At 44.2% G+C, this 24,051-nt stretch carries 21 protein-coding genes; 13 read left to right on the forward strand and 8 right to left on the reverse strand.

The window, feature by feature from the left end; genetic code table 11:
- Positions 1–3: 3 nt before the first annotated feature.
- Together OCV20_RS06450 and OCV20_RS06455 are read right to left on the reverse strand one after the other, a co-directional pair.
- Positions 4–2,391, reverse strand: coding sequence for a DmsA/YnfE/YnfF family dimethyl sulfoxide reductase (locus OCV20_RS06450; RefSeq protein WP_086773675.1), 2,388 nt, complete (start codon positions 2,389–2,391; stop codon positions 4–6).
- A 67-nt stretch (positions 2,392–2,458) separates the two neighbouring features.
- Complete coding sequence (locus OCV20_RS06455) at positions 2,459–3,379, reverse strand: IS5 family transposase (RefSeq protein WP_086773621.1); 921 nt, start codon at positions 3,377–3,379, stop codon at positions 2,459–2,461.
- A 324-nt stretch (positions 3,380–3,703) separates the two neighbouring features.
- On the opposite strand from OCV20_RS06455, the gene OCV20_RS06460 reads away from it, so the two are divergent.
- On the forward strand, positions 3,704–4,270 hold the full coding sequence (locus OCV20_RS06460) for a molecular chaperone TorD family protein (RefSeq protein ID WP_086774894.1): 567 nt from the start codon (positions 3,704–3,706) through the stop codon (positions 4,268–4,270).
- Positions 4,270–4,785: a ferredoxin-type protein NapF gene (gene napF / locus OCV20_RS06465; RefSeq protein WP_086774893.1), complete on the forward strand. Its 516-nt coding sequence runs from the start codon at positions 4,270–4,272 to the stop codon at positions 4,783–4,785. Before OCV20_RS06460 ends, napF begins: the two co-directional genes overlap by 1 nt.
- Positions 4,786–4,956: 171 nt before the next feature.
- Here the strand turns inward: napF and yfaE are convergent, their stop codons facing one another.
- From yfaE to ubiG, 4 genes are all read right to left on the reverse strand, one after another.
- Positions 4,957–5,235, reverse strand: coding sequence for a class I ribonucleotide reductase maintenance protein YfaE (gene yfaE / locus OCV20_RS06470; RefSeq protein ID WP_010438115.1), 279 nt, complete (start codon positions 5,233–5,235; stop codon positions 4,957–4,959).
- Positions 5,235–6,368, reverse strand: a complete 1,134-nt coding sequence (nrdB, locus tag OCV20_RS06475) for a class Ia ribonucleoside-diphosphate reductase subunit beta (RefSeq protein ID WP_059020625.1) — start codon at positions 6,366–6,368, stop codon at positions 5,235–5,237. Before nrdB ends, yfaE begins: the two co-directional genes overlap by 1 nt.
- A 103-nt stretch (positions 6,369–6,471) precedes the next feature.
- The gene (gene nrdA / locus OCV20_RS06480; protein WP_017060992.1) at positions 6,472–8,754 is read right to left on the reverse strand and encodes a class 1a ribonucleoside-diphosphate reductase subunit alpha; all 2,283 of its coding nucleotides are present in this window, start codon (positions 8,752–8,754) and stop codon (positions 6,472–6,474) included.
- Between the two features lie 508 nt (positions 8,755–9,262).
- Positions 9,263–10,006 (reverse strand): bifunctional 2-polyprenyl-6-hydroxyphenol methylase/3-demethylubiquinol 3-O-methyltransferase UbiG, encoded by a 744-nt coding sequence (gene ubiG, locus OCV20_RS06485; protein ID WP_172379706.1) that lies wholly within the window; start codon positions 10,004–10,006, stop codon positions 9,263–9,265.
- Between the two features lie 258 nt (positions 10,007–10,264).
- Between ubiG and gyrA the strand changes: the two genes are divergently transcribed.
- Together gyrA and OCV20_RS06495 are read left to right on the forward strand one after the other, a co-directional pair.
- Entirely contained in the window at positions 10,265–12,925 is a 2,661-nt protein-coding gene (gyrA, locus tag OCV20_RS06490; protein ID WP_048613586.1) for a DNA topoisomerase (ATP-hydrolyzing) subunit A, read from the forward strand.
- A gap of 200 nt (positions 12,926–13,125) precedes the next feature.
- Positions 13,126–13,755: a TPR domain-containing protein gene (locus tag OCV20_RS06495; RefSeq protein ID WP_086774892.1), complete on the forward strand. Its 630-nt coding sequence runs from the start codon at positions 13,126–13,128 to the stop codon at positions 13,753–13,755.
- 25 nt (positions 13,756–13,780) lie between these two features.
- Here the strand turns inward: OCV20_RS06495 and OCV20_RS06500 are convergent, their stop codons facing one another.
- Entirely contained in the window at positions 13,781–14,125 is a 345-nt protein-coding gene (locus OCV20_RS06500) for a rhodanese-like domain-containing protein (protein WP_086774891.1), read from the reverse strand.
- 125 nt (positions 14,126–14,250) lie between these two features.
- Entirely contained in the window at positions 14,251–15,681 is a 1,431-nt protein-coding gene (gene nrfA, locus OCV20_RS06505) for an ammonia-forming nitrite reductase cytochrome c552 subunit (protein WP_202910140.1), read from the reverse strand.
- Between the two features lie 481 nt (positions 15,682–16,162).
- Here nrfA and nrfB point away from each other — a divergent pair, with 481 nt between their 5' ends.
- The 9 genes from nrfB to OCV20_RS06550 all read left to right on the forward strand — a co-directional run bounded on the left by nrfB (position 16,163) and on the right by OCV20_RS06550 (position 23,978).
- A complete protein-coding gene (gene nrfB, locus OCV20_RS06510; RefSeq protein WP_019822323.1) occupies positions 16,163–16,747 on the forward strand; it encodes a cytochrome c nitrite reductase pentaheme subunit in 585 nt (194 codons plus the stop codon).
- Positions 16,748–16,750: 3 nt separating this feature from the next.
- Complete coding sequence (gene nrfC / locus OCV20_RS06515) at positions 16,751–17,437, forward strand: cytochrome c nitrite reductase Fe-S protein (RefSeq protein ID WP_086774889.1); 687 nt, start codon at positions 16,751–16,753, stop codon at positions 17,435–17,437.
- A gap of 2 nt (positions 17,438–17,439) precedes the next feature.
- Positions 17,440–18,414, forward strand: coding sequence for a cytochrome c nitrite reductase subunit NrfD (gene nrfD / locus OCV20_RS06520; RefSeq protein ID WP_048607198.1), 975 nt, complete (start codon positions 17,440–17,442; stop codon positions 18,412–18,414).
- A 128-nt stretch (positions 18,415–18,542) separates the two neighbouring features.
- A complete protein-coding gene (locus OCV20_RS06525; RefSeq protein ID WP_086774888.1) occupies positions 18,543–20,459 on the forward strand; it encodes a heme lyase CcmF/NrfE family subunit in 1,917 nt (638 codons plus the stop codon).
- A complete protein-coding gene (locus OCV20_RS06530) occupies positions 20,440–20,994 on the forward strand; it encodes a DsbE family thiol:disulfide interchange protein (RefSeq protein ID WP_086774887.1) in 555 nt (184 codons plus the stop codon). Before OCV20_RS06525 ends, OCV20_RS06530 begins: the two co-directional genes overlap by 20 nt.
- A complete protein-coding gene (gene nrfF / locus OCV20_RS06535; RefSeq protein WP_086774886.1) occupies positions 20,991–21,431 on the forward strand; it encodes a heme lyase NrfEFG subunit NrfF in 441 nt (146 codons plus the stop codon). Before OCV20_RS06530 ends, nrfF begins: the two co-directional genes overlap by 4 nt.
- Positions 21,432–21,520: 89 nt before the next feature.
- A complete protein-coding gene (locus OCV20_RS06540) occupies positions 21,521–21,697 on the forward strand; it encodes a hypothetical protein (protein WP_017632056.1) in 177 nt (58 codons plus the stop codon).
- 247 nt (positions 21,698–21,944) lie between these two features.
- Positions 21,945–22,541, forward strand: coding sequence for a GTP cyclohydrolase II (locus OCV20_RS06545; protein ID WP_009848836.1), 597 nt, complete (start codon positions 21,945–21,947; stop codon positions 22,539–22,541).
- Between the two features lie 177 nt (positions 22,542–22,718).
- Entirely contained in the window at positions 22,719–23,978 is a 1,260-nt protein-coding gene (locus OCV20_RS06550; RefSeq protein ID WP_086774885.1) for an imelysin family protein, read from the forward strand.
- The last annotated feature ends 73 nt before the right edge of the window (positions 23,979–24,051 follow it).

A 24,051-nucleotide genomic window follows, 5' to 3' on the forward strand; every position in this document is an offset into this window, starting at 1 on the left:
ACCTTATGCTTTCTTTAGCGCTTTGATTTGAACTAGGTTTGTATGCTGAGGGTTACCCTTAGCAAGTGGGCTCGGGCGCTGAGTGGTCAGCACGTTGATAGAGCCTGCATGGTCGATCTTCTGACCATCTGGTGCGTACCATGCACCTTCGCCTAGTGCGACAACTCGAGGAAGAATCCTTGGTGTCACTTTCGCTGGAATGTGTACTTCGCCACGGTCGTTGAAAATACTCACCATGTCGCCGCTTTCAATACCACGTTCTTTTGCATCGATTGGGTTGATCCACAACTCTTGCGGTGCGGCTGCTTTGATTTCTGCAACGTTGCCGTAAGTTGAGTGAGTACGAGCCTTGTAGTGGAAACCGGTTAGCTGAAGTGGGTACTTCTCTGCTAGTGGATCGTTATGACCTTCAAAAGAGTCCGCGTAAATCGGAAGTGGGTGAATCACTTCGTCTTCTTTCAGCTTCCAAGTCTTCGCGATATCAGCCAGTTGCTCTGAGTAGATCTCAATCTTGCCACTTGGGGTTGTCAGTGGATTCGCTTCAGGATCTTTGCGGAAGTCTTCGTAAGCGATGTAGTGGTGGTCGTAGCTACGTTTGTAGATACCAAGCTCTTTCATCTCTTCGAAGGTTGGCAGTGTTGGATCGTTCTTACGAGTTTCTGCGTAAAGGTGCTCAATCCATTGCTCTTGAGTACGGCCTTCGGTGAACTCTTTTTCTACGCCCATGCGTTTCGCAAGCTGAGTACACATCTCGTAGATAGATTTGGCTTCAAACTGAGGCTCAATCGCTTTCTGCGCGTAGATGAAGTAAGGCATGTTCGCCGCTTTACCGTCCATACACCAGTCGTCTTGCTCAGACGTTGTTAAGTCTGGCAGGATGATATCGGCGTATTTCGCAGAAGAAGTCATATGGTTATCAACCACGACAATCATTTCACACGCACTTTCATCTTGAAGAATCGCGTGAGTCTTGTTGATGTCTGAGTGTTGGTTAATGATGCAGTTACCTGCATAGTTCCAGATCATCTTGATTGGGTTTTTAAGGCGCTCTGCACCGCGAACACCATCAGTGATGTCGGTCATTTCATGGTGACGGTAAATCGCGTCTGTCCACATGAACATTGAAATAGACGTTTCAACTGGGTTTGGCACAGTAGGGAAGCGCACAAACGGAATGTTGATGTCACTCTCACGAGCACCTGTAGAACCACCTGATACACCCACAGAACCGGTGAGCAGTGACAGCATTGCGATTGCACGACAAGCTAGCTCACCGTTCGCAGTACGTTGCAGGCCCCAGCCTTGGTGGATTGCGCACGGTTTTGCTGTGCCCATTTCACGGCCAAGCTTGACGATAGTATCAACGGGAATACCGGTGATCTTAGAAGCCCATTCTGGTGTCTTCTCTACGCCATCTTCACCTAAACCTAGGATGTAAGATTTGTAGTCGCTGTTTTTAGGCGCTGATGCAGGAAGGGTCTTCTCATCGTAACCGACACAGTATTTGTCTAGGAACGGTTGGTCGACAAGGTCTTCAGTGATCATCACGTGTGCAAGACCCGCTACCAATGCCGCATCTGTAGAAGGACGAATTGGGATCCATTGATCTTCACGACCACCGGCAGTATCGGTGTAGCGAGGGTCGATGATGATCGTTCTTGCGTTCGATTTGTTTTTGCTTTCTACGTAGTGGTGGATCAGACCGCCGCCAGACATACGTGTCTCGGCAGGGTTGTTACCAAATTGGATGTTAAGCTTAGTGTTCTCTAGGTCAGAGAAAGAGTTGTTGTTTGCCCAACCACCGTAGGTGTAGCTCAAGCCTTTCGCGATTTGCGCGGTTGAGTAGTCACCGTAATGGTTTAGGTAACCACCACTTAGGTTCATTAGGCGAGCAATCAGCGTTTGAGCTGGTGGCCAAGATTTAGTCACCGTACCGCCAAGCGTACCTGTACCGTAGTTTAGGTAGATAGTGTCGTTACCGTAGTCTTTGATAAGGCGTTGCATGGTGCCAGCGACTTCATCGTAAGCCTCTTCCCAGCTAATACGCTTAAACTTACCTTCACCACGTTTACCCACACGTTTCATTGGGTATTTTAGGCGATCTGGGTTGTAAACACGGCGGCGCATCGAGCGACCACGTAGACACGCACGCACTTGGTGATGACCGTATTCGTCAGTACCTGTGTTGTCTGTTTCTACGTATTTGATTTCACCGTTTTGTACATGCATACGCAGTGGGCAGCGAGAACCACAGTTTACTGTACATGCACTCCATACGATTTTCTCATCCACATTCTCAGCAACCGCAGCCGCTACTGGTTTGGATTTGAAAGGTAAAGCGATACCGCCCGCGAGTGCGGCTGCGCTACCTACCGCAGAAGAAGCTTTCATGAAGCCTCTTCGAGGCTTTGTTGCGTAATTAAATTTAGAGATAGAGCCAACCCGTTTCGCTTGTTTCTTAGTCAATACGACAAGTTTCAGGCATACCTAACCCAGTAAGCTTGTTCAACGCTTTTATCATCGCGTAAGTTTCACCCACCTGGGCATTGTAATTTCTTAAGCTCAGTTTCCCTCCTAGCAACTGTTTAACTCGATACATCGCTGTTTCTGAGAGTGAACGTTTGTGGTATCCATACCGCTCTTTCCAATACTTATTTGAGTCGTATAATTTCTGGCAACCCACGGCGAAATTTCGAGGGTGACCACGCTCCCAGAAGGCAGCCCCTTCTCTTGGGGGAATAAGCGCAATAGCTCCCTTAATCTTAATAGCAGCGTGACACGCTCTCGTGTCGTAAGCGCCATCACCAGACACCTCAAGGATACTTCGGCGTGTTTGTTTCAGTAAGTTCGGGAGTACTTCTCCATCTGTAACCGTCGATAAACTTAGCTCGGCGGCAATGATCTCATGAGTGTTGGTATCGACTGCAATATGCAGCTTTCGCCAGACTCTACGCTTGCCATCCGTCCCATGTTTTTTGACTTTCCATTCACCTTCGCCATAAACCTTAAGGCCAGTAGCATCAATGGCTAGGTGCTGTATCGCTCCTCTCGTTTTAGTCTTAAATGAAACCTCAACTTGCTTGGCTCTACGACTGATGCAGGTGTAATGCGGACAACTTAACGGTACATGGGCTAACCTAAATATCGAGTCGATAAATCCTTGCAGCGCTCTCAATGGCATAGAAAAAACTCGTTTGACCATGAGTGCTGTCGTGATAGCTAAATCACTGAACCGACGCGGCCTACCGCGCTTATTCTGTTTGCTTTGCGCCCATCCGCTTATTGCTTCTTCATCAATCCAAAAAGTCAGAGAACCACGGTTAATGAGTGATCGGTTGTATTGCTTCCAGTTGGTTGTTTTATAACGAGGCTTAGGCATAGGACTACGAGATAGAGTGGAGGTAGCTGATCAGATCGTAGGTTCTTGATTTAGTTCCATTGAATTACGCAACAAAGCCCCTCTTCGAGTAAGATTCATTACCCCAGATTCTTTCTTATTCGTCATTCTAAGATGCCTTTTGCTATTGATAGCTAGCACTTTATAGGTAGTTTGTTCTTTATGTTTTTATTTCGGGTTGTTGATTGATTGGCATCAAATAAGAGCGAAATTTAAATCTTATGAATCGAATGTATAAAATAGATCAAAGAATTAAATCGTCTTATTTATATAATTATCTTTAAACCTATAACGGTATAAATAATAATGATTATCGATACGCATAAATTATTGGGTTCGCTATTTTATCAAGCGACAAGTAAAGAACAGTTAATCACCATTGTTGAAGCTTTGGTTGAGAGCGAAGTGCTCTCTGAAGAATGCTTGCAGGCATTGAGAAGTGAAGACGAAGAGGCGCTCGCAGAAGAGTTCAGCCGCCTGTTTGAAGGCGTTGGAGACATGCCAGCTCCGCCTTGGGGTTCTGTGTACCTAGATAAAGACCGCGTTGTGTTCGGCGCTTCTACGGTTGAGTATCGCCAATTTTTAGAATTGAATCAGATTGAATTAGACACTGGGTTAAGAGAGCCGGAAGATCAATTTGGTTTAATGTTATTCGCTCATGCGTATTTGTTAGAAAATAATAATATTAATTCAGCTGGTGAATTACTCGAAGGCCACTTATTAACTTGGTCTTCTGTTTATTTAGAAAAACTAAATAAAACATCAGAGCTATCTTTTTATAAAAAGCTATCGGTTGATGTAATAGATTGGCTTAAGTACTTAACATCTGAATATAATTTAAACGTTACTACTAAAAAGTTATATATCGACTAATGTCTGAACAAATAAATTCAAATAGACGCGGTTTCTTAACTCGACTTTCTAAACCGGTTAAAGCAGCCGCGAATTATGAAGAGATATCACAGCGCTTGCATGCAAGACCGCCAAGAGCCGTCGATGAGGTGCTGTTTGAGCGTCTTTGTGACGGTTGTGGACTGTGTGAGCAAGCGTGTCCGAATAGCGTTATTGAGATGCTAGAGGGCAGTGCGCTACTGAATTTGGATTACAACAGTTGTTCTATGTGCAACAAATGCACGGAAGTGTGCCTGACTGGCGCTCTTCATCAAACGGTCACGCCTTATATCGACCTCAAGCCGAGCTTTGCTGATAGCTGCAATAATTACATGCAAATGGACTGTTCAGCATGCCAAGCTGCGTGTTCATCAGGTGCGATACACATCGAAGTGGGAGAGTTGCCTACAGTGGACAAAGATAAATGTAACGGCTGTGGAGAGTGCCGAAGCGCTTGTTATATTGGCTCTGTGACTCTTAACCTGACTCAGCAATAAACGTTTGGCTTTGTATGACACAAGCCAACAGGAAGATTTGGTTGAGTGATAGACGAGTCGTTTTAGATGCCTAAAGACATAAATAGAAAAGGGTCCGCATTCTTAAAAGAAGCGGACCCTTTTTAATTCTTATTGACGATATTCGAACAAAGCGCCCTAAAGCCAGTTGGCTTATGCGCGTTTTTGCTTGTTTCTATGAATAACGTTACTCAGCGATAGCTCAGTCTTTGCTTTACAGATACAAGGCAATATCTCATTACCTTGAGTGTAAGCCATAGCAAAACCAACGTACTCGACCTCACCAGAATCCAACGTGCAGCGGCAAGCGCCACAGTGACCATCTCGGCAGTTGTATTCTGGCTCTAACCCCGCTTGTTCCATTGTTTCCAATAGAGTGTTTGAAGGGTTAGATTCAATTGAAGTCAGTTTGTTGATTTTGATTGTTGGCATTACAGCTCAAACCCTTCAAAGTCGTCAGCTTTTACTTCGTTGTCGATTTGGCCAACTAGGTAAGAACTGATTTCAGCTTCTTGTGGAGCAACTTGAACGTTATCTGAAGACAACCAAGCGTTGATCCATGGGATTGGGTTTGATGTTGCTGCTGGGTAAGCCGTACCTAGGCCAACAGCTTGCATGCGGATGTTGGTAATGTACTCAACGTATTGGCAAAGAATGTCTTTGTTTAGACCAATCATAGAGCCATCTTTGAATAGGTATTCTGCCCACTCTTTCTCTTGCTCAGCCGCTTCTTTGAATAGGTCGAAACACTCTTGCTTACACTCTTCAGCGATCTGCATGAATTCGAAATCATCTTGACCGTTACGTAGCAAGTTGATCATGTGCTGTGTACCAGTAAGGTGAAGTGCTTCATCACGAGCGATTAGCTTGATGATCTTCGCGTTACCTTCCATTAGCTCACGCTCAGCGAATGCAAATGAACATGCGAAACTTACGTAGAAACGAATCGCTTCTAGTGCGTTTACAGACATTAGACATAGGTAAAGTTTCTTCTTCAGGTCGTGAAGTGAAACCTTAACATCTTCGCCGTTGATGTTGTGGTTGCCTTCACCGTAGCGGTGGTAGTCAGCCGTCAGCTTGATTAGGTCGTCGTAGTAGAAAGCGATGTCTTTAGCACGCTTTAGAATCTCTTCGTTTTCAACGATGTCGTCGAATACTACGCCTGGATCATTCACGATGTTACGGATGATGTGCGTGTAAGAACGAGAGTGAATCGTTTCAGAGAAAGACCAAGTCTCAATCCAAGTTTCTACTTCTGGTAGAGATACCAATGGAAGTAGGGCAACGTTAGGGCTGCGGCCTTGGATTGAATCTAGAAGCGTTTGGTACTTCAAGTTAGAGATGAAGATGTGCTTTTCATGCTCAGGAAGTTTGTTGTAGTCGATACGGTCGCTAGACACGTCTACTTCTTCAGGACGCCAGAAGAAAGAAAGCTGCTTCTCGATAAGCTTTTCGAAGATTTCGAATTTTTGTTGGTCGTAACGTGCAACGTTTACCGACTGACCCAAGAACATTGGTTCTTTTAGTTGGTCATTTTTTTGCTGAGAAAAAGTACTGTAAGCCATAAATGCCTCAAATCCTTTAAAGACCCGTAATAAAACGGACCCTGTTAATGCTTTAAACCCAGAGAAGATAACTCTTCTCTGGGGTCTTAATGTTTATTACGGTTTAGATCTTACAACCGCCGCCTTCACAATCTTCTTCCGGCACTTGAACTGCATCGCCTTGGTCGTCTTTAGCACCATCACGAGTGTTATGGTAATAAAGCGTCTTAACACCGTACTTGTACGCTGTTAGTAGGTCTTGAAGCAGCTTCTTCATTGGTACTTTACCGCTGTCGTAAACACTTGGATCATAGTTAGTGTTTGCAGAGATAGCTTGGTCAACGAATTTTTGCATGATACCCACTAGGTGTAGGTAACCGTCGTTAGAACCAATGTTCCAAAGTAGCTCGTAGTTCTCTTTAAGATTTAGGAAATCTGGAACCACTTGCTTAAGGATGCCGTCTTTCGATGCTTTCACTGATACGTAACCACGTGGTGGCTCGATACCGTTAGTCGCGTTCGAGATTTGAGACGAAGTCTCAGAAGGCATAAGCGCTGTTAGCGTAGAGTTACGCAGACCGTGCTCCATGATCTCTTCACGTAGAGAATCCCAATCGTAGTGCAGTGGCTCTTCACATACTAAGTCGATATCTTTTTTGTAAGTATCGATTGGTAGTAGGCCTTTCGCGTAGTTGGTCTCGTGGAAAGATGGGCAACGACCTTGCTCTTTCGCTAGTTCAACAGATGCTTTTAGCAAGTGGTATTGAATTGCTTCAAAAGTACGGTGAGTCAGGCCATTTGCACTGCCATCAGAGTACTTAACACCATTCTTCGCTAGGTAGTATGCGTAGTTGATTACACCCACACCTAAAGTACGACGGTTCATTGTCGACTTGTATGCAGCTGGAAGCGGGTAATCTTGGTAATCAAGCAGTGCATCTAGAGCACGAACAACCAGTTCAGAAAGCTCTGCTAGGTCGTCCAGTTCATTGATTGCGCCAAGGTTGAATGCTGAAAGCGTACACAGTGCAATTTCGCCTTCGTCATCTTCTACGTTAGAAAGTGGCTTAGTAGGAAGCGCGATTTCTAGACATAGGTTCGATTGACGAACAGGTGCTACTTCAGAATCAAACGGGCTGTGTGTATTACAGTGGTCAACGTTCTGAATGTAGATACGACCAGTAGAAGCACGCTCTTGCATTAGCAGAGAGAACAGCTCAACGGCTTTAACCGTTTCACGCTTCACTGAAGGATCGTTTTCGTACTTAACGTATAGCTCTTCAAAACGGTCTTGGTTTTCGAAGAACGCATCGTAAAGGCCTGGTACGTCTGAAGGTGAGAACAGGCTGATGTTGCCACCTTGAACTAGGCGAGAGTACATAAGCTTGTTCAGCTGTACGCCGTAATCCATGTGACGAACACGGTTCTCTTCAACGCCGCGGTTGTTTTTCAGTACTAATAGAGACTGAACTTCACCGTGCCATAGTGGGTAGAACACAGTTGCTGCACCACCACGAACACCACCTTGAGAACAACACTTTACTGCTGTTTGGAAGTATTTGTAGAAAGGGATACAGCCGGTGTGGAACGCTTCACCGTTACGGATTTCAGAACCAAGCGCACGGATACGACCTGCGTTGATACCAATACCAGCACGTTGAGATACGTAACGAACAATTGAGCTTGCTGTCGCGTTGATTGAATCAAGGCTGTCACCACACTCGATCAGTACACAAGAACTGAATTGACGAGTAGGCGTACGTACACCAGACATGATCGGTGTAGGTAGAGAAATCTTAAACGTAGACGATGCGTCGTAAAAACGTTTGATGTAGTCAAGACGAGTCGATTTCGGGTATTTAGCGAATAGACACGCAGCAACTAAAATGTAAAGGAACTGAGCACTCTCGTAGATTTCTTTCGTTACACGGTTTTGCACGAAGTATTTACCTTCGAGCTGCTTAACCGCTGCGTAAGAGAAGTCTAAGTCACGTTTGTGGTCGATGTACTCGTCAAGCTCTTCGAATTCAGCTTTCGTGTAGTCTTCCATAAGGTGGCTATCGTATTTACCCATATCAACCAGTTTTGCAACGTGGTCATACAGTGCAGGCGGCTCGTATTCGCCGTACGCTTTTTTACGTAGGTGGAATACAGACAGACGTGCTGCTAGATATTGGTAATCAGGAGTCTCTTCAGAGATTAAATCCGCTGCTGACTTGATGATAGTTTCATGAATGTCAGTAGTGGTGATGCCATCGTAAAACTGAATGTGAGCTTTCAATTCTACTTGTGATACAGAAACATTGTGCAAGCCTTCAGCTGCCCATGTAATCACGCGATGGATCTTCTCTAGATCGATCGTTTCTTTGCGCCCGTTACGCTTGGTAACAGTAAGTTGTTGGTTCATTCTGCTTAATTTCCCTAACAAAACTGAACAAGGCCGTGTTTTTGTGTATTTCTGTGTAATTTTTGTAAATTACGTTTCGGCTTTGTGATCTTGGTCTACCCATACATTGTAGTTCAAACACAACATATAGGGGTCATTTGTTTGTTGGGTTACAAGATAGTGCTACAACTGATATTTTTCAAGGTAAAGAAATGGGGTTGCTTGTGGATAAGTGGTGGATTGAAAAAAAACTGTAAGTGACCACTAACTGATGAGGTTAGATGTGACTTGATTGTATAAAAGTCGGCTTTTAATGATGCTTTATTTTTGCACGCCCATAAAAAAAAATCCCTTGATCTTTGGGCAAAATAGGCGATGGATTTTGGGCGATTAAATTTAAATCGAGGTGGTCAAAATGGAAGCTGGCGCACGAAATTTAGACTGAAAAAAGTCGCAAAGTTATGGTAATTGCAACTCTTTTCATTCGTCTTTTTTACAAAAGGTTTTACGGTAGGGCTACCGATATTTTTTAGCCAAAGTTTTGTGTGTGAACGATGTAGTTCACATCGACTTTTTGGCCTAAACGGTAAGTGTTCGTCAGCGGGTTATAGTGCAGGCCTGTAATGCCTAATTCTTGCAGCGGAGTGTTATCGACCATCTTGATAAGTTCAGCAGGGCGAATGAACTTCTCGTGTTCATGAGTGCCTTCTGGAACGATCTTCAATAGCTTCTCTGCACCAACAATCGCAAACAAGTAAGATTTGAAGTTACGGTTCAATGTAGAAAAGAAAACGTGGCCGCCCGGTTTTACCAATTTTGAACAGGCAGTGATAACAGATTGCGGGTCAGGAACGTGTTCAAGCATTTCCATGCACGTTACCACATCGTACGTCTGTGGGTTCTGTTCTGCGTGGTCTTCGATAGTGCTCTGGATGTAATCGAGCTTAGTGCCAGTTTCCAATGCGTGAAGGCGCGCAACTTCTAGCGGTTCTTTACCCATGTCTAGGCCTGTTACTATCGCACCTTCAACCGCCATGCTTTCTGCAAGAATACCGCCGCCGCAGCCAACATCGAGGACTTTCTTGCCAAACAGGCCTTCAGTCTTCTCTAATACGTAATTTAGGCGCAGTGGGTTGATTTGATGTAGCGGCTTAAATTCGCCTTCTAGATCCCACCAGCGTGACGCCATGTCTTCGAATTTCTTGATTTCTGCTGGGTCTACGTTCTGTGATTTAGTCATAATCGGCATTTCCAAGTTAAATAATGCATCCATGAAATTGCAGGCATTATAACTTGCCTTTTCGCGCTGACCAGAAGATCTACAATTTTGCTAGTTTATTGGATGTAAAGTGACCATGTTTCAGCAAGATATGATGCGGAGGTGCAATTTCTCATCAATTGATTGGCTACAAGGGTCACAAGATGGTAAAAGGAGAGGGAAAGTGATGCCTCCGTAGGTAAATTTGTGTTATATTTTTCGGTCTTATACGTATTCAAAAATACGATCTGACTATAGAGGGAAAATGGCTCTATGAGCGATCTAGCGAAAGAGATCACGCCCGTAAATATTGAAGATGAGCTTAGAGGTTCATACCTAGACTACGCGATGTCCGTCATCGTTGGTCGTGCCCTTCCAGATGTGCGTGATGGCCTAAAACCAGTACACCGCCGCGTTTTATTCGCGATGAATGTACTAGGTAATGATTGGAACAAACCATATAAAAAGTCTGCTCGTGTAGTAGGTGATGTAATCGGTAAATACCACCCGCATGGTGATAGTGCTGTATACGATACAATTGTTCGTATGGCTCAACCGTTCTCACTGCGTTACATGCTAGTTGATGGCCAAGGTAACTTTGGTTCTATCGATGGCGACTCCGCGGCTGCAATGCGTTATACCGAAGTTCGTATGGCGAAAATTGCTCACGAGCTACTGGCTGACCTTGATAAGGAAACTGTGGATTACGTACCGAACTACGATGGTACAGAACAAATTCCAGCAGTACTTCCTACAAAAATTCCTAACCTATTGGTAAACGGTGCTTCTGGTATCGCAGTAGGTATGGCTACCAACATTCCACCACATAACCTTGGTGAAGTTGTTGATGGCTGTTTGGCTTACATCAATAATGAAGAGATCACTATTGATGAGCTAATGGACTACATTCCTGGTCCTGACTTCCCAACAGCAGCACTTATCAGTGGTCGCAAAGGCATCGTTGATGCTTATAAGACTGGCCGCGGTAAGGTTTACATGCGTTCAAAAGCGGATATCGAAGTAGAGAAGAATGGTAAAGAAACCATTATCGTTACTGAGATCCCTTACCAAGTAAACAAAGCTCGTTTGATCGAGAAGATTGCTGAACTGGTTAAAGATAAGAAAGTAGAAGGCATCAGTGCACTGCGTGACGAATCTGATAAAGATGGTATGCGTATTGTTATTGAATGTAAGCGTGATGCAGTAGGCGAAGTGGTTCTAAACAACCTATACGCTCAAACTCAACTGCAAACGACTTTCGGTATCAACATGGTTGCGTTGAACAACGGTCAACCGCAGTTGTTCAACATCAAAGACATGCTTAAGTGCTTCGTAGACCACCGTCGCGAAGTTGTGACACGTCGTACTATCTTCGAATTGAAGAAAGCGCGCGATCGTGCACACATCCTTGAAGCACTGTCTCTAGCACTTGCTAACATTGACGAAATCATTGAGCTTATCCGTAACGCTCCAACACCAGCTGAAGCAAAAGCTGGCTTAGTTGCACGCGGTTGGGATCTTGGTAACGTTGCTTCAATGCTTGAGCGTGCTGGTACTGATGCGGCTCGTCCTGATTGGTTGGAAGACCAATACGGCATCCGCGATGGCCAATACTTCCTAACGGAAACACAAGCACAAGCTATTCTAGAACTTCGTCTTCACCGCCTAACTGGCCTTGAGCACGAGAAGATTCTAGACGAGTACAAAGCACTTCTAGAAGAAATCGCTGAGCTAATGCACATTCTTGCAAGCACTGAGCGTTTGATGGAAGTTATCCGTGAAGAACTTGAAGCGGTACGTGAAATCTATGGCGACGAGCGTCGTACAGAAATCACAGCGGCAGTTCATGACATCGACATGGAAGAGCTGATTGCTCAAGAAGACGTTGTAGTAACGCTTTCTAACGCCGGTTACGTTAAGTACCAAATCCTAAGCGACTACGAATCTCAACGTCGTGGTGGTAAAGGTAAGAGTGCAACTAAGATGAAAGATGAGGATTACATTGAGCGTCTGCTTGTTGCTAATACTCACGATAACATCCTATGTTTCTCTACTCGTGGTAAGACATACCGTCTGAAAGTTTACCAACTACCATTAGCAAGTCGTACTGCTCGTGGTAAGCCTATCGTGAACATTCTTCCTCTAGAAGAAGGTGAACGCATTACGGCTATCCTGCCTGTTTCTGAGTTCTCTAACGAGAAATTCATCTTCATGGCAACGGGTGACGGTACAGTTAAGAAGACATCACTGGATCAATTCGCAAACGTACGTGCCAACGGCCTAATCGCAGTTAACCTACGTGACGACGATTCACTGATTGGCGTTGATATCACTAACGGTGATAGCGACATCATGCTGTTCTCTAAGTCGGGCAAAGTTGTTCGCTTTAACGAGGACAAAGTACGTGCAATGGGCCGTACTGCCTCTGGTGTTCGTGGTATGAAGCTTCCAGAAGACGATCAAGTGGTTTCACTGATTGTTCCTTCTAACGAAGGCGATATCCTAACTGTGACTGAAAATGGTTACGGTAAGCGTACTGAGCTAGCTGAATACCCAACGAAAGGCCGTGCAACGCAAGGTGTAGTATCTATCAAAGTCTCTGAACGTAATGGCCCAGTTGTTGGCGCTGTTCAAGTTGAAGAAGGCGATGAAATGATGATGATCACCGACGCAGGTACGCTAGTACGTACTCGCGTAGCGGAAGTTAGCCAAGTTGGTCGTAACACTCAAGGTGTAACACTGATTCGTACTGCTGAAGACGAGAATGTTGTAGGTCTACAACGTATCGACGAAGTAGAAGAAGCTGAGATTGTAGAAGGCGAAGCTGAAGAAGCTGGTGCTGAAACTATCAACGCTGAAGTTGCTGAATCAAGTGAAGAGCAAGCATCAGATGCTTCTGACTCTGAAAGTGATAGCGAGCAAGACACTGAGTAATCTCGGTTACGCTAAGTAATTAAGCTTACCATTGAAAAAACCGAGCCTAAGTGCTCGGTTTTTTATTACCTGTTATTTGTGAAGCTTGGTGTGACTTTATTGCTGAGTCGTGATCGCTAAAATATCGATAGCTAAACCTTGATCAATATAGAGGAGAGATGAAAACGATAGAGTAGGAAGTGAATAGAAAGGAGTGTGAAATGGACATCTGGTTGTTGGTTGCGTTGGTACTAATGAGCCTGTTTTTGATTGTGGTCGTTATTGCGGCGAACAAAAACAGCGGTCACTTAAAAAGCAATGTAGTGATTTCGATTACTGCGGTCGCTTTGAGCGTGCTTGTTTGGTCCCAACTGAAACAAGAGGTACCTCAACTTCCTTTAGATGATAACAATAGTTACACGGCAACAGATTTCGAAGATGAGCTTCAGCAAAGCCTCAAACAAGATCCGAATCAATCCGACTTGTGGTTTAAGCTTGGTGGTGTGTATATGCAGAAAGGGGAATTTGATGCAGCGTTCACTTGCTACGACTACGCGATTCGCTTAGACCCTCAAGCACCTTCTGGCCTCTATGCTGCTAAAGCAACCGCACTTTATTACCTTAGCTCTCAAGCGATGAATGATGACGTGAATGCGTTATTGGATCACTCAATGCAGCTTGATCCCAATGATCGTACGGCATTGATGCTGATTGCGACCGATCACTTCATTAGCATGCGCTATCAACAAGCGATTGATGCGTGGACTCAAATCCTCGATTCCAATCAAAAGGGGATTGATCGCGTTTCGATTATTCATTCGATCAACCAAGCCAAACAGATGATCCGTTAAGCTTGGTATAATCATTAATCTTTACTTATTTACTTTCCTGCATTTCAATCAACCCACCTGCGTTATGGATTTGAGTAAACCCTTGAGCTCGCAAGAATTGATAAGCTTGTCCTGAGCGATTACCACTGCGGCAATACAAAACGATCGGCTGGTCTTTATCTATCTTGGCGAAGTGAGTAGCCACTTCAGAAAGAGGGTAGTTGATGGCGTTGTCTAGATGCCCTTGTTCGAACTCTGCAGCTGTTCTGACATCAACCACTAATGCACCTTTCTCTATTAATTCCCACCCAGTCTCAGCACGCTCAGAAGCGTAAACGCCTGAACAGAGTAGTGTGATACATAATGTTGAAAGTGAAAGTAAGGTTTTCATTATCTATTCCTTGAATTGGCGAGTGAATTGGGGAGGAGATATTGATGTTTATTGCCCCAAACCTAAAAAACCAGCCACACAATAATAGTGTGACTGGTTTTTACGTAATGGTCTAATTGAAGAAACTAGTATTCGTAGTTGGCTTCACGCTTTTCAGCTTGCTCTTCCCATTTAGGAACAACCGTGTCTAAGAAGTGTTGTTTCTCAGCGTTCATCTTATCCATGTCCATTCCAAGCGCTTTTTGAGCCGCTTCTTTGGTCGAGATGTCTGGAATCTCGATTGGATCAGTGATGCCTTTCTTCGCCAGTAGACGAACAATCTTAGTACGAGCATCGGCTGCGCGGTCAACGGCAGTACCTAGCACTTCTAGAGCGATTTCAGGGGCGTGCATATGAACACCATGAGACGCAATAGCGTAGTCCCAGCGCCATTGAGCATGACGAATATCCAGTAGGATAGGTTCCATCTCTTGCTCGGTTGCACCCGCTTCCCATGCCGCGCCTGCTTCAAAGTGAGCGGCTACGATTTGTTTCTCAGCAGTCAGCTTCATGTTCAGCACTTGCGCTTTACGGCTTGAAACGATGTTACGCATGGTTTCTTTAGATTGAGTATGACAGTTTGCACACGTATCTTCGAAGCGGTCGAATGGGTTACCCACTTTATGGTCGGTATAAACGGTGCCATCTTCTTTGGTTACTTTCGGCATATGACAGTCAGCACAAACGACTTTGTTCTTACCGTGGATGCCTTCGCGCCATGTTTCGAAGCCTGGGTGCTGTGCTTTCAGCATGGGTGCTTTCGATACTTTATGCGTCCAATCTTTAAAGTTGATTGCATCATAGTAGCGTTCCATATCGCCAACCGTTGTGCCTTGGTCCCAAGGGAACTTCACGCCTTTGGTTGGTCCTGTGAAGTAGTATTCCACGTGGCACTGAGCACAAACAGAAGCTTGTTGGTCTAAACGGCTTTGCTCATCAAACTTTTTACCAATCGCTTCAAATGCACGTTCAACATAAGGACGTGTCACCTTCAGTGCCGGCTCACCATTTTTAAAGCCTTCGCTTTGGGTATCGTGACAGTCTGCGCAGCCAATAGGGTTCACAATCTCGTTGCCAAGACGTGCCCATTTACCTTCAAAATAACCGTCTTCACCACGCTCTTCGATAACGCGTGCTACGTCTGGGCTTTTACAACTCCAACACGCCATTGGCATAGGACCTGAGCTTTCGTCCGTTGGGCCGCCAGTACGGAGCGTTTGTCTTACGTCATCAATCGCATAAAAGTGACCACGCGCTTTGTTGTAATCTTTTGCGAAGCCGTAGCCAGCCCACATGATAACCATGTTTGGATCTTCTTTTAGTGCGTCTTCAATCGTTTCGCTTTCTGAAGTTTGTCTCCGTGAATGATATTGATCTGGGTGGTTTTGCTCGAACTGATCGTTACGAGGATCGCCAATTTCTTTTTGTTCAGACGCAGCAAAACTGGTCGCGCATGCTAATGACGCGCTAACCATTAATAGTGCTGTGACCGAATTACGTATCCAATGCTTTTTCACAGTGATATCTCCAATATACTGATTTTTATACCAAGCGTTGTGAGTTTGCTATTCAAATTAAGAACTGGAGAATTCCTGTTTATATTAATTCATAAATAAACACATTTTGTTACGTGTTGGATATAGATTGTCCCAGATCAATTAATGGCAGTGACCTTAGTCACGTTGAAGTTTATATAACCCTAAAGTGGTATCGGTGGTTAGATTAATTAGAATTTAACTGAGAATTATTATCATATATAACAATCAATTACCTAAATTTACCATGATATAAATAGGGTGATTGTGTTCACAGATTAACCTATCGAAATTTCGTATTACCTAATTAGAGGTATATTCTAACTATAGAAAGCGTTGTGGCTTATCCAAAATAAGAATTGATATCATTTAAACGGTAATAATATCGTTTAAGGGTACTTTTGTTTAACCGGAATATTATTTAGTTGAGAGTTAAATAATGCCGGTATAAGGAAAGGATAAAATGGGCAATATTAAATTGGCCATAGTCATAATGCTTAAATCCCTTCTAGCATTCTGCCTCTATGGTTATTCCATTCATGCTGTTGCTGAGCCTGCTGTTACGCCAGTAGGGGAATCAACAAGACATGAAGTCGAATTAATCCGTGACAAAGACTACAAGTGTGTTCAGTGCCATAAAGATTCAAAAGAAACGGTATTGGGTTCACATGGTGAAAGTGCACACGCTTTGCTTGGCCGTGAAGTAAATTGTACCGACTGTCATAGTTCTATTAGCCCCGACCACCGCGAAGGCGCGCCTAAAGTGGTGAAGTATCGTGAGGCTCAATCACAACCAGGGACCGACAAGGTTTACCTAGATCCTAGCTTAATTTTAGATGCCAATAGTCAATGTATAGATTGTCACAAGCCTGATGATCTGCGCGAAGCGAGCTGGACCCACGATGTTCACGCGCAAAACTTAACGTGTTCAAACTGCCATGATGTTCATGCGACGGAAGCAAAGGTGTTGGGCTTAGATAAGAAGCAAACCATCAAGCTGTGTGTGGATTGCCATTCAGACTTCAACCAGAAGAAAGAAGGGGAGTAATCTATGAGCTGCTCAAGAAGAAACTTTTTAGCTGGCGCAGGTGCCGTTATTTTTACCACAGGTGTTGCGGGAACGGCGGCGGTGACAAGTCGTAAAACCTTGGCCAATGTTCAAGAGGATGGGGCTAAGCGTTATGGAATGATTCATGACGAGACCGCGTGTATTGGTTGTACCGCTTGTACAGAAGCTTGTCGTGAAGTGAACAAAGTGCCTGAAGGCGTATCGCGCTTAGAGATTATTAAGAGCGAACCCCAAGGCGAATATCCAAATGTTGATTACCGTTTTACTCGTAACTCTTGCCTACATTGTGATAACGCGCCCTGCGTGATGGTTTGCCCAACAGGGGCGGCCTACAAAGATGAAAAAACCGGCATTGTCGATGTTCATCAAGAGAAGTGTGTCGGTTGTGGTTATTGCTTATTAGCTTGCCCATATCAAGTGCGCTTTTTCCATCCAGAGAACAAATCCGCAGATAAATGTAACTTCTGCCGTGATACCAATCTTGCACAAGGGAAGTTACCGGCTTGTGTCGAATCTTGCCCGACCAATGCGCTAGTATTTGGTGACCTCAATGACCCTAAGAGTGAGATAAATCAGGTGCTTAAATCTGAGGTGGTTTACCGAGATAAAGCTTACCTCGGTACTCAGCCAAAACTCTATAAAGTGCCACACCAAAAAGGGGAGATCTGATTATGAGTGCATGGGACACAGCTTTTCAGTCTGGTACCGTGGTATGGGACTGGATTATAGCTATCTATCTATTTCTCGCGGGGATGTCGGCGGGTGCCGTAATGATCTCCATTTATCTAAAACGTAAGGTCATTGAAGGCGATCCTGCTCATAATGGTGTGTTAAAGGCGACCGCTTTTCTTGCGCCATTTGGGATCATTTCAGGTCTCTTGATCTTGGTTTTCCACCTGACAAAACCGTTATCATTTTGGAAGATCATGATCTTCTATAATCCAACGTCTGTGATGTCGATGGGTGTGATCTTATTCCAAGTGTATATGGTGATCTTATTTCTTTGGATCGGCATTATATTTAGAGATCAAATCGTCGTGTTCTTGAATGATCAAGCATGGCTAAAAGGGCGACTTGATTTTGTCGGTAATTGGATTGGCAAATTAGAAGTGTTTGAGAATGCTTTGGAAATATTCTTAGCTGTTCTTGCTCTAATGCTTGCCGCTTATACCGGATTCTTGTTGTCGGCTTTAAATACCTTCCCACTATTGAATAACCCCGTGCTGCCGATTTTGTTCTTATTCTCGAGCTTATCTTCGGGAGCGGCGGCGTGTATTTTATTTGGTGTGTTGGTCTTTAAAGAATCACCTCATAGCCCGAGCATTTCATGGATCCACGGGTTCGAACGTCCGGTCGTGATGTTTGAGCTGTTTGTTCTGATTACTTTCTTTACTGGGCTTATCTTCGCGGGTGGTCAAAGTGAGCAAGCCGTATGGAACGCCATCGGCAGTGGTTTCTGGGCGAGTTGGTTCTGGTATGGCGTTATCGGTGTTGGAATGGTTTTACCGTTGTTGCTGAATGCCGTTACACCAACCTCAATCCGCCATAGTTCGGTATATATTTTCTCGGTGACTTCACTAAGCCTAATGGGCGTATTAATGCTGCGAACTTTTGTCCTTTACGCAGGGCAGTTAACGATAGCTTAATTTCGCTCAAGTTTATTAGTGAGCAGATGTTGGATACTAAATATCTGCTTATTAATGAACATGTTCTTAATAAACATGAGATGCGTGTTTAGATCGGCTCTGCTCAGGTAGAGCCTTATTGAGGTGATATGGTCGGTTCTTTGGGGCTGTTTAGTTTGGTGTTGGTTGCTGTACTCAGCAGCATTATTGGTGTGCATTCGTTTTACCAAATGCTAAATAAACGGACGCAAAATCTAGGTTTAATCCGCAGTTTCTCTCTTTCAAGCGCGCTGTTTTCTCTCACTTCTGTCGCGTTGCTTGGCTATGCCTTTGTCAGTAATGACTTCTCTATCTTATACGTCGCTGAGCATTCAAATACTCAATTACCCTCATTTTTTAAGCTCGCAGCCGTATGGGCAGGTCATGAAGGTTCCTTGTTATTTTGGGTACTGACGATCAGCGTCTGGTCTGGTGTTATCGCCTTACAAAAACACTATTCGAACGAATACCAAAGCCGTGTGTTGTGGGTAATGAATCTACTGCTCGCGATATTTGCTTGGTTCACCTTATTCGCATCAAATCCATTTGAAATGAACTCGACATTGCCGCTAGAAGGGCGTGACCTTAACCCAATGCTGCAAGATGTCGGGCTGATTTTTCACCCTCCATTGCTTTACCTTGGCTATGTCGGATTTTCTGTGGTGTTGGCATTTGCCGTTGCCGCTTTGCTGATTGATCCTATTGAGTTTGACTGGGTTGCCCATTGTCGAAGTTGGTGTCTAGTCGCTTGGATCTTTTTAACCGCAGGGATCATTCTTGGCTCTTGGTGGGCGTATTACGAATTAGGTTGGGGCGGCTGGTGGTTCTGGGATCCGGTTGAGAATGCCAGCTTGTTGCCGTGGCTTACTTCGACCGCTTTACTGCACAGTCTAGGCGTTGCTAAGGGCAAACAACAGTTACTGAAATGGTCTCTCAGTCTCGCTTTCATTACGTTTTGTTTGAGTATCTTAGGCACCTTTATTGTTCGTTCTGGTGTACTCACATCGGTACACGCTTTTGCCGTCGACCCAACCAAAGGTATCGCACTGCTTCTTATATTAGTTCTGGTACTGGTGAGTTCATTTTCTCTGCTCATCGTCAGAGGAGAGTCTTTTGAATCTAATCCGATTACTAGCTTCGCCAGCAAAAGCTTTTTGAGCTTAGTTGCGGTGCTTATTTTTGTTCTGGCGACTGCTGTCGTGGTGTTCGGCACGTTTTATCCTATGGTCTTTGAGTTGCTTGGACTAGGAAACATCTCGGTCGGTGCGCCTTACTTTAATCTCTTGATTGCACCTTTGGCTTTGCTTGCGTTGGCTGTCGTCGGCCTTGCCCCATTGCTGAGTATTAAGCCTCAAGCATCGAAAGGCGTTATTACGTTGATCGCTCTAGTATCTATTGGTCTCGGGTTTGCCTGTTACGCTTTGCAAGTAGAGAAGATTCAAGTGATGGCACTAATGACATGGTCACTCGCATTTTGGGTTTTACTCACTCATGTGTATGGCTTGGTGGTAACACGCAGTTCCAAGTTCCAACGCAAAGTCTGGGTGATGACCTTTGCTCATGTTGGGGTTTCGGTGTTAGCGGTCGGTGCTGCCATGAATAGCTACCACTCGTTTGAGCGCAGCTATAAGTTAAGCCCAGGCGTAGAAGTCGAATTCATGGATTGGACGCTTTCTCATCGTGATACTGAGCTGTATGTCGCTTCAAACTTTACCGCAGAGAAGGCGATACTCAACCTAGAGTCTGGCGAGCAGCGCTTCTCTATTTCGCCGGAAAGAAGACATTACCAAGTTCGAGTCATGAACATGAGTGAACCCGCAATGAAGTGGTTCTGGCATGGTGATGTTTATATCACCATGGGCGAGAAAGTCGATTCCACCGCTTACGCATTTCGTGTTCAGTATAAGGCGTATGCGCGCTGGATCTGGTTTGGTGGGCTGTTCTCCATTATCGGCGCTTTACTCTCATTGACTCATCGTAAAAAGAAAATCGTTAAGGCGTCTCAGTATGCATATCAGCGTTCGTAACAAGCTAATTAGTCTAATTGCCTTAGCATTGATTGTGGTGCTGGGGTTTGTCTTTGCGCTTGATAATAAGCAGCAGTCGACCATTGTGTCTGAACAACAAAGGGCATTTCCAGAATTTACATCGAGTGCGTTAGTAAATAGTGAAGGCGTCAGTGGTCAGCAGAAAATTACGCTCGCTGATGTCACGCAGCACCCTTATCAACTGGTTAATGTGTGGGCTTCTTGGTGCGGGATATGTAAAACCGAACATTCATTTTTGCTTCAACTTCACGATAAAGGCATTCCAATCGTCGGGCTTAATTATCGAGATAACTCCGGGGCTGCGATTAACGTGTTATCGAACGACGGCAACCCGTACTCAACCGTGATCAGTGACCCTCAAGGCAAGTTAGCGTTGGAGTTGGGCGTAATTGGCACGCCTGAAACGTATTTGGTCGATGCTGACGGCCAGATCATTAAGAAGCTATTGGGCGTGATTAATGAAATGGTATGGAAAGATGAGCTTGCGATGTATTTTGATGGTGTGAATGGATGATGAAGTCTCTAATACAAACGTTGTTTATGCTGTCAGCTCTTTTAGTGATTAGCCTTCCGACTATGGCCGAAGATCTTTTTACTGCCAGTAATAAAGAGACGAGTATTCAAGTTGAACTGTTTGAGTTTGAAAACCCAGAGCAACAGCAACGCGCTATTAGCTTGGCGAAAACGTTACGCTGCCCACAATGTCAAAACCAAAATCTGATTGAATCCAATTCACCGATAGCAAAAGACTTACGTCTTGTTGTGTTCAATATGGTGAAAGCAGAGAAGAGTAATAGTGAAATTACTCAATATATGACGGAAAGATTTGGTGAATTTGTACTTTATAAACCGGCAATGAAGGTTTCAAATCTATTACTTTGGTTGCTACCGAGCCTATTATTTCTCTTATTTATATATTTATCAGTAAAAAGTGTTAGGAAGAGCTCATAAAAATTGTGTATTACTGTTTACCAATTGACCTGTATTTTGTAACATTAACCGATTATAAAGGCTAAGCACTGCTATATAAGGATGTATCTGTGGATAACGTAATCTCAAATTTAAAGAAAGAGTTCCATACTCGTGTCCAGTCAGATAAATGGGCAGAGAGATACAGTGCTAAGTCGAGCATTTCTACGCTTACGCAAGAAGAGCTAACTGAATTAGAGAATGCTTGGGTGCAACTTGTCATCTGGAAGCAAACTCAAGTAAGTTGAGCGTTCAGTAAAAATGCAGTTTTAGCCGCAACTGATTAATTTATAACCCCATGTTGGTCATCCCAATGTGGGGTTTTTTCTTACTTGAAAAATAATTGTTATATTATAACAATTTGTACGAGGTCGACCTTGAAAAAAATTGTTAACAGCCTCATAGTGTCTATCATTAGATAGTCCACTACAAAATATTGCCTAGACATATCATGTAGTGTTGTTAAATACATCGAATTTTCAAGTGAGTATAGCTATGGCGGAAGTACGTGCCAGAATAGATTTCAAAGTAGGGGTAACAAGCAGTATTGATGCTGAACTTCTGTCTTTTCATGGATTGAAAACAGATAAAGAGCATGTTGCTGTGATATTTAAATCAGCAGATAAAACGCAAGACATACCTCTTGTTCGTATGCACTCTGAGTGTCTTACTGGTGATGTTTTCCATTCTTCTCGATGTGACTGTGGCGAACAGCTAGACGAAACCATTAGAATTATGGGTGAGACGGGTGGCGTGATCCTTTATCTTCGTCAAGAAGGTCGTGGTATTGGTTTGTACAACAAAATTGATGCGTACCGTCTGCAAAGCGAAGGCATGAACACCTATGAAGCCAACAACCACCTAGGTTTTGGCGATGACCTACGCGATTTTACTGAAGCTGCTGAAATGCTACGCGCTTTAGGGACTACAAAAATCCGCTTAGTCACCAACAACCCTAAGAAGATCAATGAGCTAAAATCCTTTGGTATTGAGATTGAAGAAGTGGTGAATACCTCTGCTCATATCAAGTCGGGTAATGAAAGCTATCTGAAGGCGAAAGTCTCACACGGTAAGCATAACCTGGATATCTGATTAGCCTCCTTTGTTGCGCATAACACAAAAATGTTCAAAGACCTCACAAATGTGAGGTTTTTTTGTATTTATCTTGCAATAAAATTGTAAGTTTGTATTATTTTAATCCGTAGTGTAAATGATAATGGTTTGCACTATTACTACGAATAATAATTTAAAGCTCAACAAGGATGCTTCATGACCATTAAATCTTTAGTGACAAAAGCCGTAACTTCGTCACTCATTTTTGCCTCTGCTTCTTCTTTCGCAGCAGTAACTCAAGATCAAGTTGTAGAACATTACGCAGATATTGCGCATGCAGTGTTTGCAGATTCAGTAATTACAGCAAAAGCGTTGAACTCTTCTATTGATACCTTCTTAGCTTCTCCTTCTGCTAGCAACTTCGAACAAGTAAAACAAGCTTGGCTTGAGTCTCGCGTACCATACCAACAGTCAGAAGTATTCCGCTTCGGCAACGCTGTTGTTGATGATTGGGAAGGCCAACTGAACGCATGGCCACTAGATGAAGGCCTGATTGATTACGTTTCGACTGATTACCAATATGAACTTGGTAACGAAGGCGCTAGCGCAAACATCGTGGCTAACAAGACTTTCCAAATTGGTCAGACTACCGTTGATGCAACCAACATTACTCCAGAGTTAATCGCAGACTTGAACGAGATCGGCGGTTCTGAAGCGAACGTAGCGTCTGGCTACCACGCGATTGAATTCCTACTTTGGGGCCAGGATTTAAACGGCACAAACAGCGGTGCAGGTGAGCGTGCTTACACTGATTTCGTTGTTGGCGATGAGTGTACTAACGGTAACTGTGACCGTCGTGGCGCATACCTAAAAGCATCTGCTGAGCTACTTATTCAAGACCTAGAGTGGATGGAAAAGCAGTGGGCTGAAGGTGAGAAAGGCAACTACCGCCAAGAGCTTCTTTCTGAATCAAGTGAAAATGGTCTTCGTAAAATGCTATTCGGCATGGGTTCACTGTCTCTAGGTGAGCTAGCGGGTGAGCGTATGAAGGTTGCACTAGAAGCAAACTCTACTGAAGACGAGCACGATTGTTTCTCTGATAACACGCACAACTCTCACTACTACAACGAGCAAGGCATCTACAACGTTTACACGGGTCTATACAAGCGTGAAGATGGTACTCTGCTTTCAGGTCCAAGCCTGTTCGACCTAGTAGAGCAAAAAGATGAGCAAGCTGCGAAAGAGATTCAAAAGCAGTTTGACTTAGCGCGTGCACAAGTAGGCGAACTAGTAACGTCTGCAGAGAAAAACAACCAGCACTTCGATCAGCTAATCGCTGCTGACAATGCTGCGGGTAACGCGCTAGTTAATAAAACAATTGTTGCGCTAGTATCTCAAACAGCGGCTATTGAGCGTGCTGCGGGTGTGATTGGCATTGATAGCCTAAACCCAGACACAGCGGATCACGAGTTCTAAGAACCCGAGCCGAACATAAATATAAGGGCTCTCATTGGGCCCTTAATTGTTTGCTACTCAAAAAAGTCACTCC

Origin of the sequence: Vibrio coralliirubri (genome assembly GCF_024347375.1) — a bacterium.
GTDB classification, from domain to species: Bacteria; Pseudomonadota; Gammaproteobacteria; order Enterobacterales; family Vibrionaceae; genus Vibrio; species Vibrio coralliirubri.

Bases quoted from the DNA above. Each gene is read 5' to 3' on its own strand.
- gyrA (WP_048613586.1), top strand. From the start codon at position 10,265: ATGAGCGATCTAGCGAAAGAGATCACGCCCGTAAATATTGAAGATGAG.
- OCV20_RS06455 (WP_086773621.1), bottom strand. From the start codon at position 3,379: ATGCCTAAGCCTCGTTATAAAACAACCAACTGGAAGCAATACAACCGA.
- nrfC (WP_086774889.1), top strand. From the start codon at position 16,751: ATGAGCTGCTCAAGAAGAAACTTTTTAGCTGGCGCAGGTGCCGTTATT.
- napF (WP_086774893.1), top strand. From the start codon at position 4,270: ATGTCTGAACAAATAAATTCAAATAGACGCGGTTTCTTAACTCGACTT.
- OCV20_RS06530 (WP_086774887.1), top strand. From the start codon at position 20,440: ATGCATATCAGCGTTCGTAACAAGCTAATTAGTCTAATTGCCTTAGCA.
- OCV20_RS06450 (WP_086773675.1), bottom strand. From the start codon at position 2,391: ATGAAAGCTTCTTCTGCGGTAGGTAGCGCAGCCGCACTCGCGGGCGGT.
- OCV20_RS06550 (WP_086774885.1), top strand. From the start codon at position 22,719: ATGACCATTAAATCTTTAGTGACAAAAGCCGTAACTTCGTCACTCATT.
- nrfF (WP_086774886.1), top strand. From the start codon at position 20,991: ATGATGAAGTCTCTAATACAAACGTTGTTTATGCTGTCAGCTCTTTTA.
- nrdA (WP_017060992.1), bottom strand. From the start codon at position 8,754: ATGAACCAACAACTTACTGTTACCAAGCGTAACGGGCGCAAAGAAACG.
- ubiG (WP_172379706.1), bottom strand. From the start codon at position 10,006: ATGGATGCATTATTTAACTTGGAAATGCCGATTATGACTAAATCACAG.
- OCV20_RS06500 (WP_086774891.1), bottom strand. From the start codon at position 14,125: ATGAAAACCTTACTTTCACTTTCAACATTATGTATCACACTACTCTGT.
- nrfB (WP_019822323.1), top strand. From the start codon at position 16,163: ATGGGCAATATTAAATTGGCCATAGTCATAATGCTTAAATCCCTTCTA.
- yfaE (WP_010438115.1), bottom strand. From the start codon at position 5,235: ATGCCAACAATCAAAATCAACAAACTGACTTCAATTGAATCTAACCCT.
- nrdB (WP_059020625.1), bottom strand. From the start codon at position 6,368: ATGGCTTACAGTACTTTTTCTCAGCAAAAAAATGACCAACTAAAAGAA.
- OCV20_RS06545 (WP_009848836.1), top strand. From the start codon at position 21,945: ATGGCGGAAGTACGTGCCAGAATAGATTTCAAAGTAGGGGTAACAAGC.
- OCV20_RS06460 (WP_086774894.1), top strand. From the start codon at position 3,704: ATGATTATCGATACGCATAAATTATTGGGTTCGCTATTTTATCAAGCG.
- OCV20_RS06495 (WP_086774892.1), top strand. From the start codon at position 13,126: ATGGACATCTGGTTGTTGGTTGCGTTGGTACTAATGAGCCTGTTTTTG.
- OCV20_RS06525 (WP_086774888.1), top strand. From the start codon at position 18,543: ATGGTCGGTTCTTTGGGGCTGTTTAGTTTGGTGTTGGTTGCTGTACTC.
- nrfD (WP_048607198.1), top strand. From the start codon at position 17,440: ATGAGTGCATGGGACACAGCTTTTCAGTCTGGTACCGTGGTATGGGAC.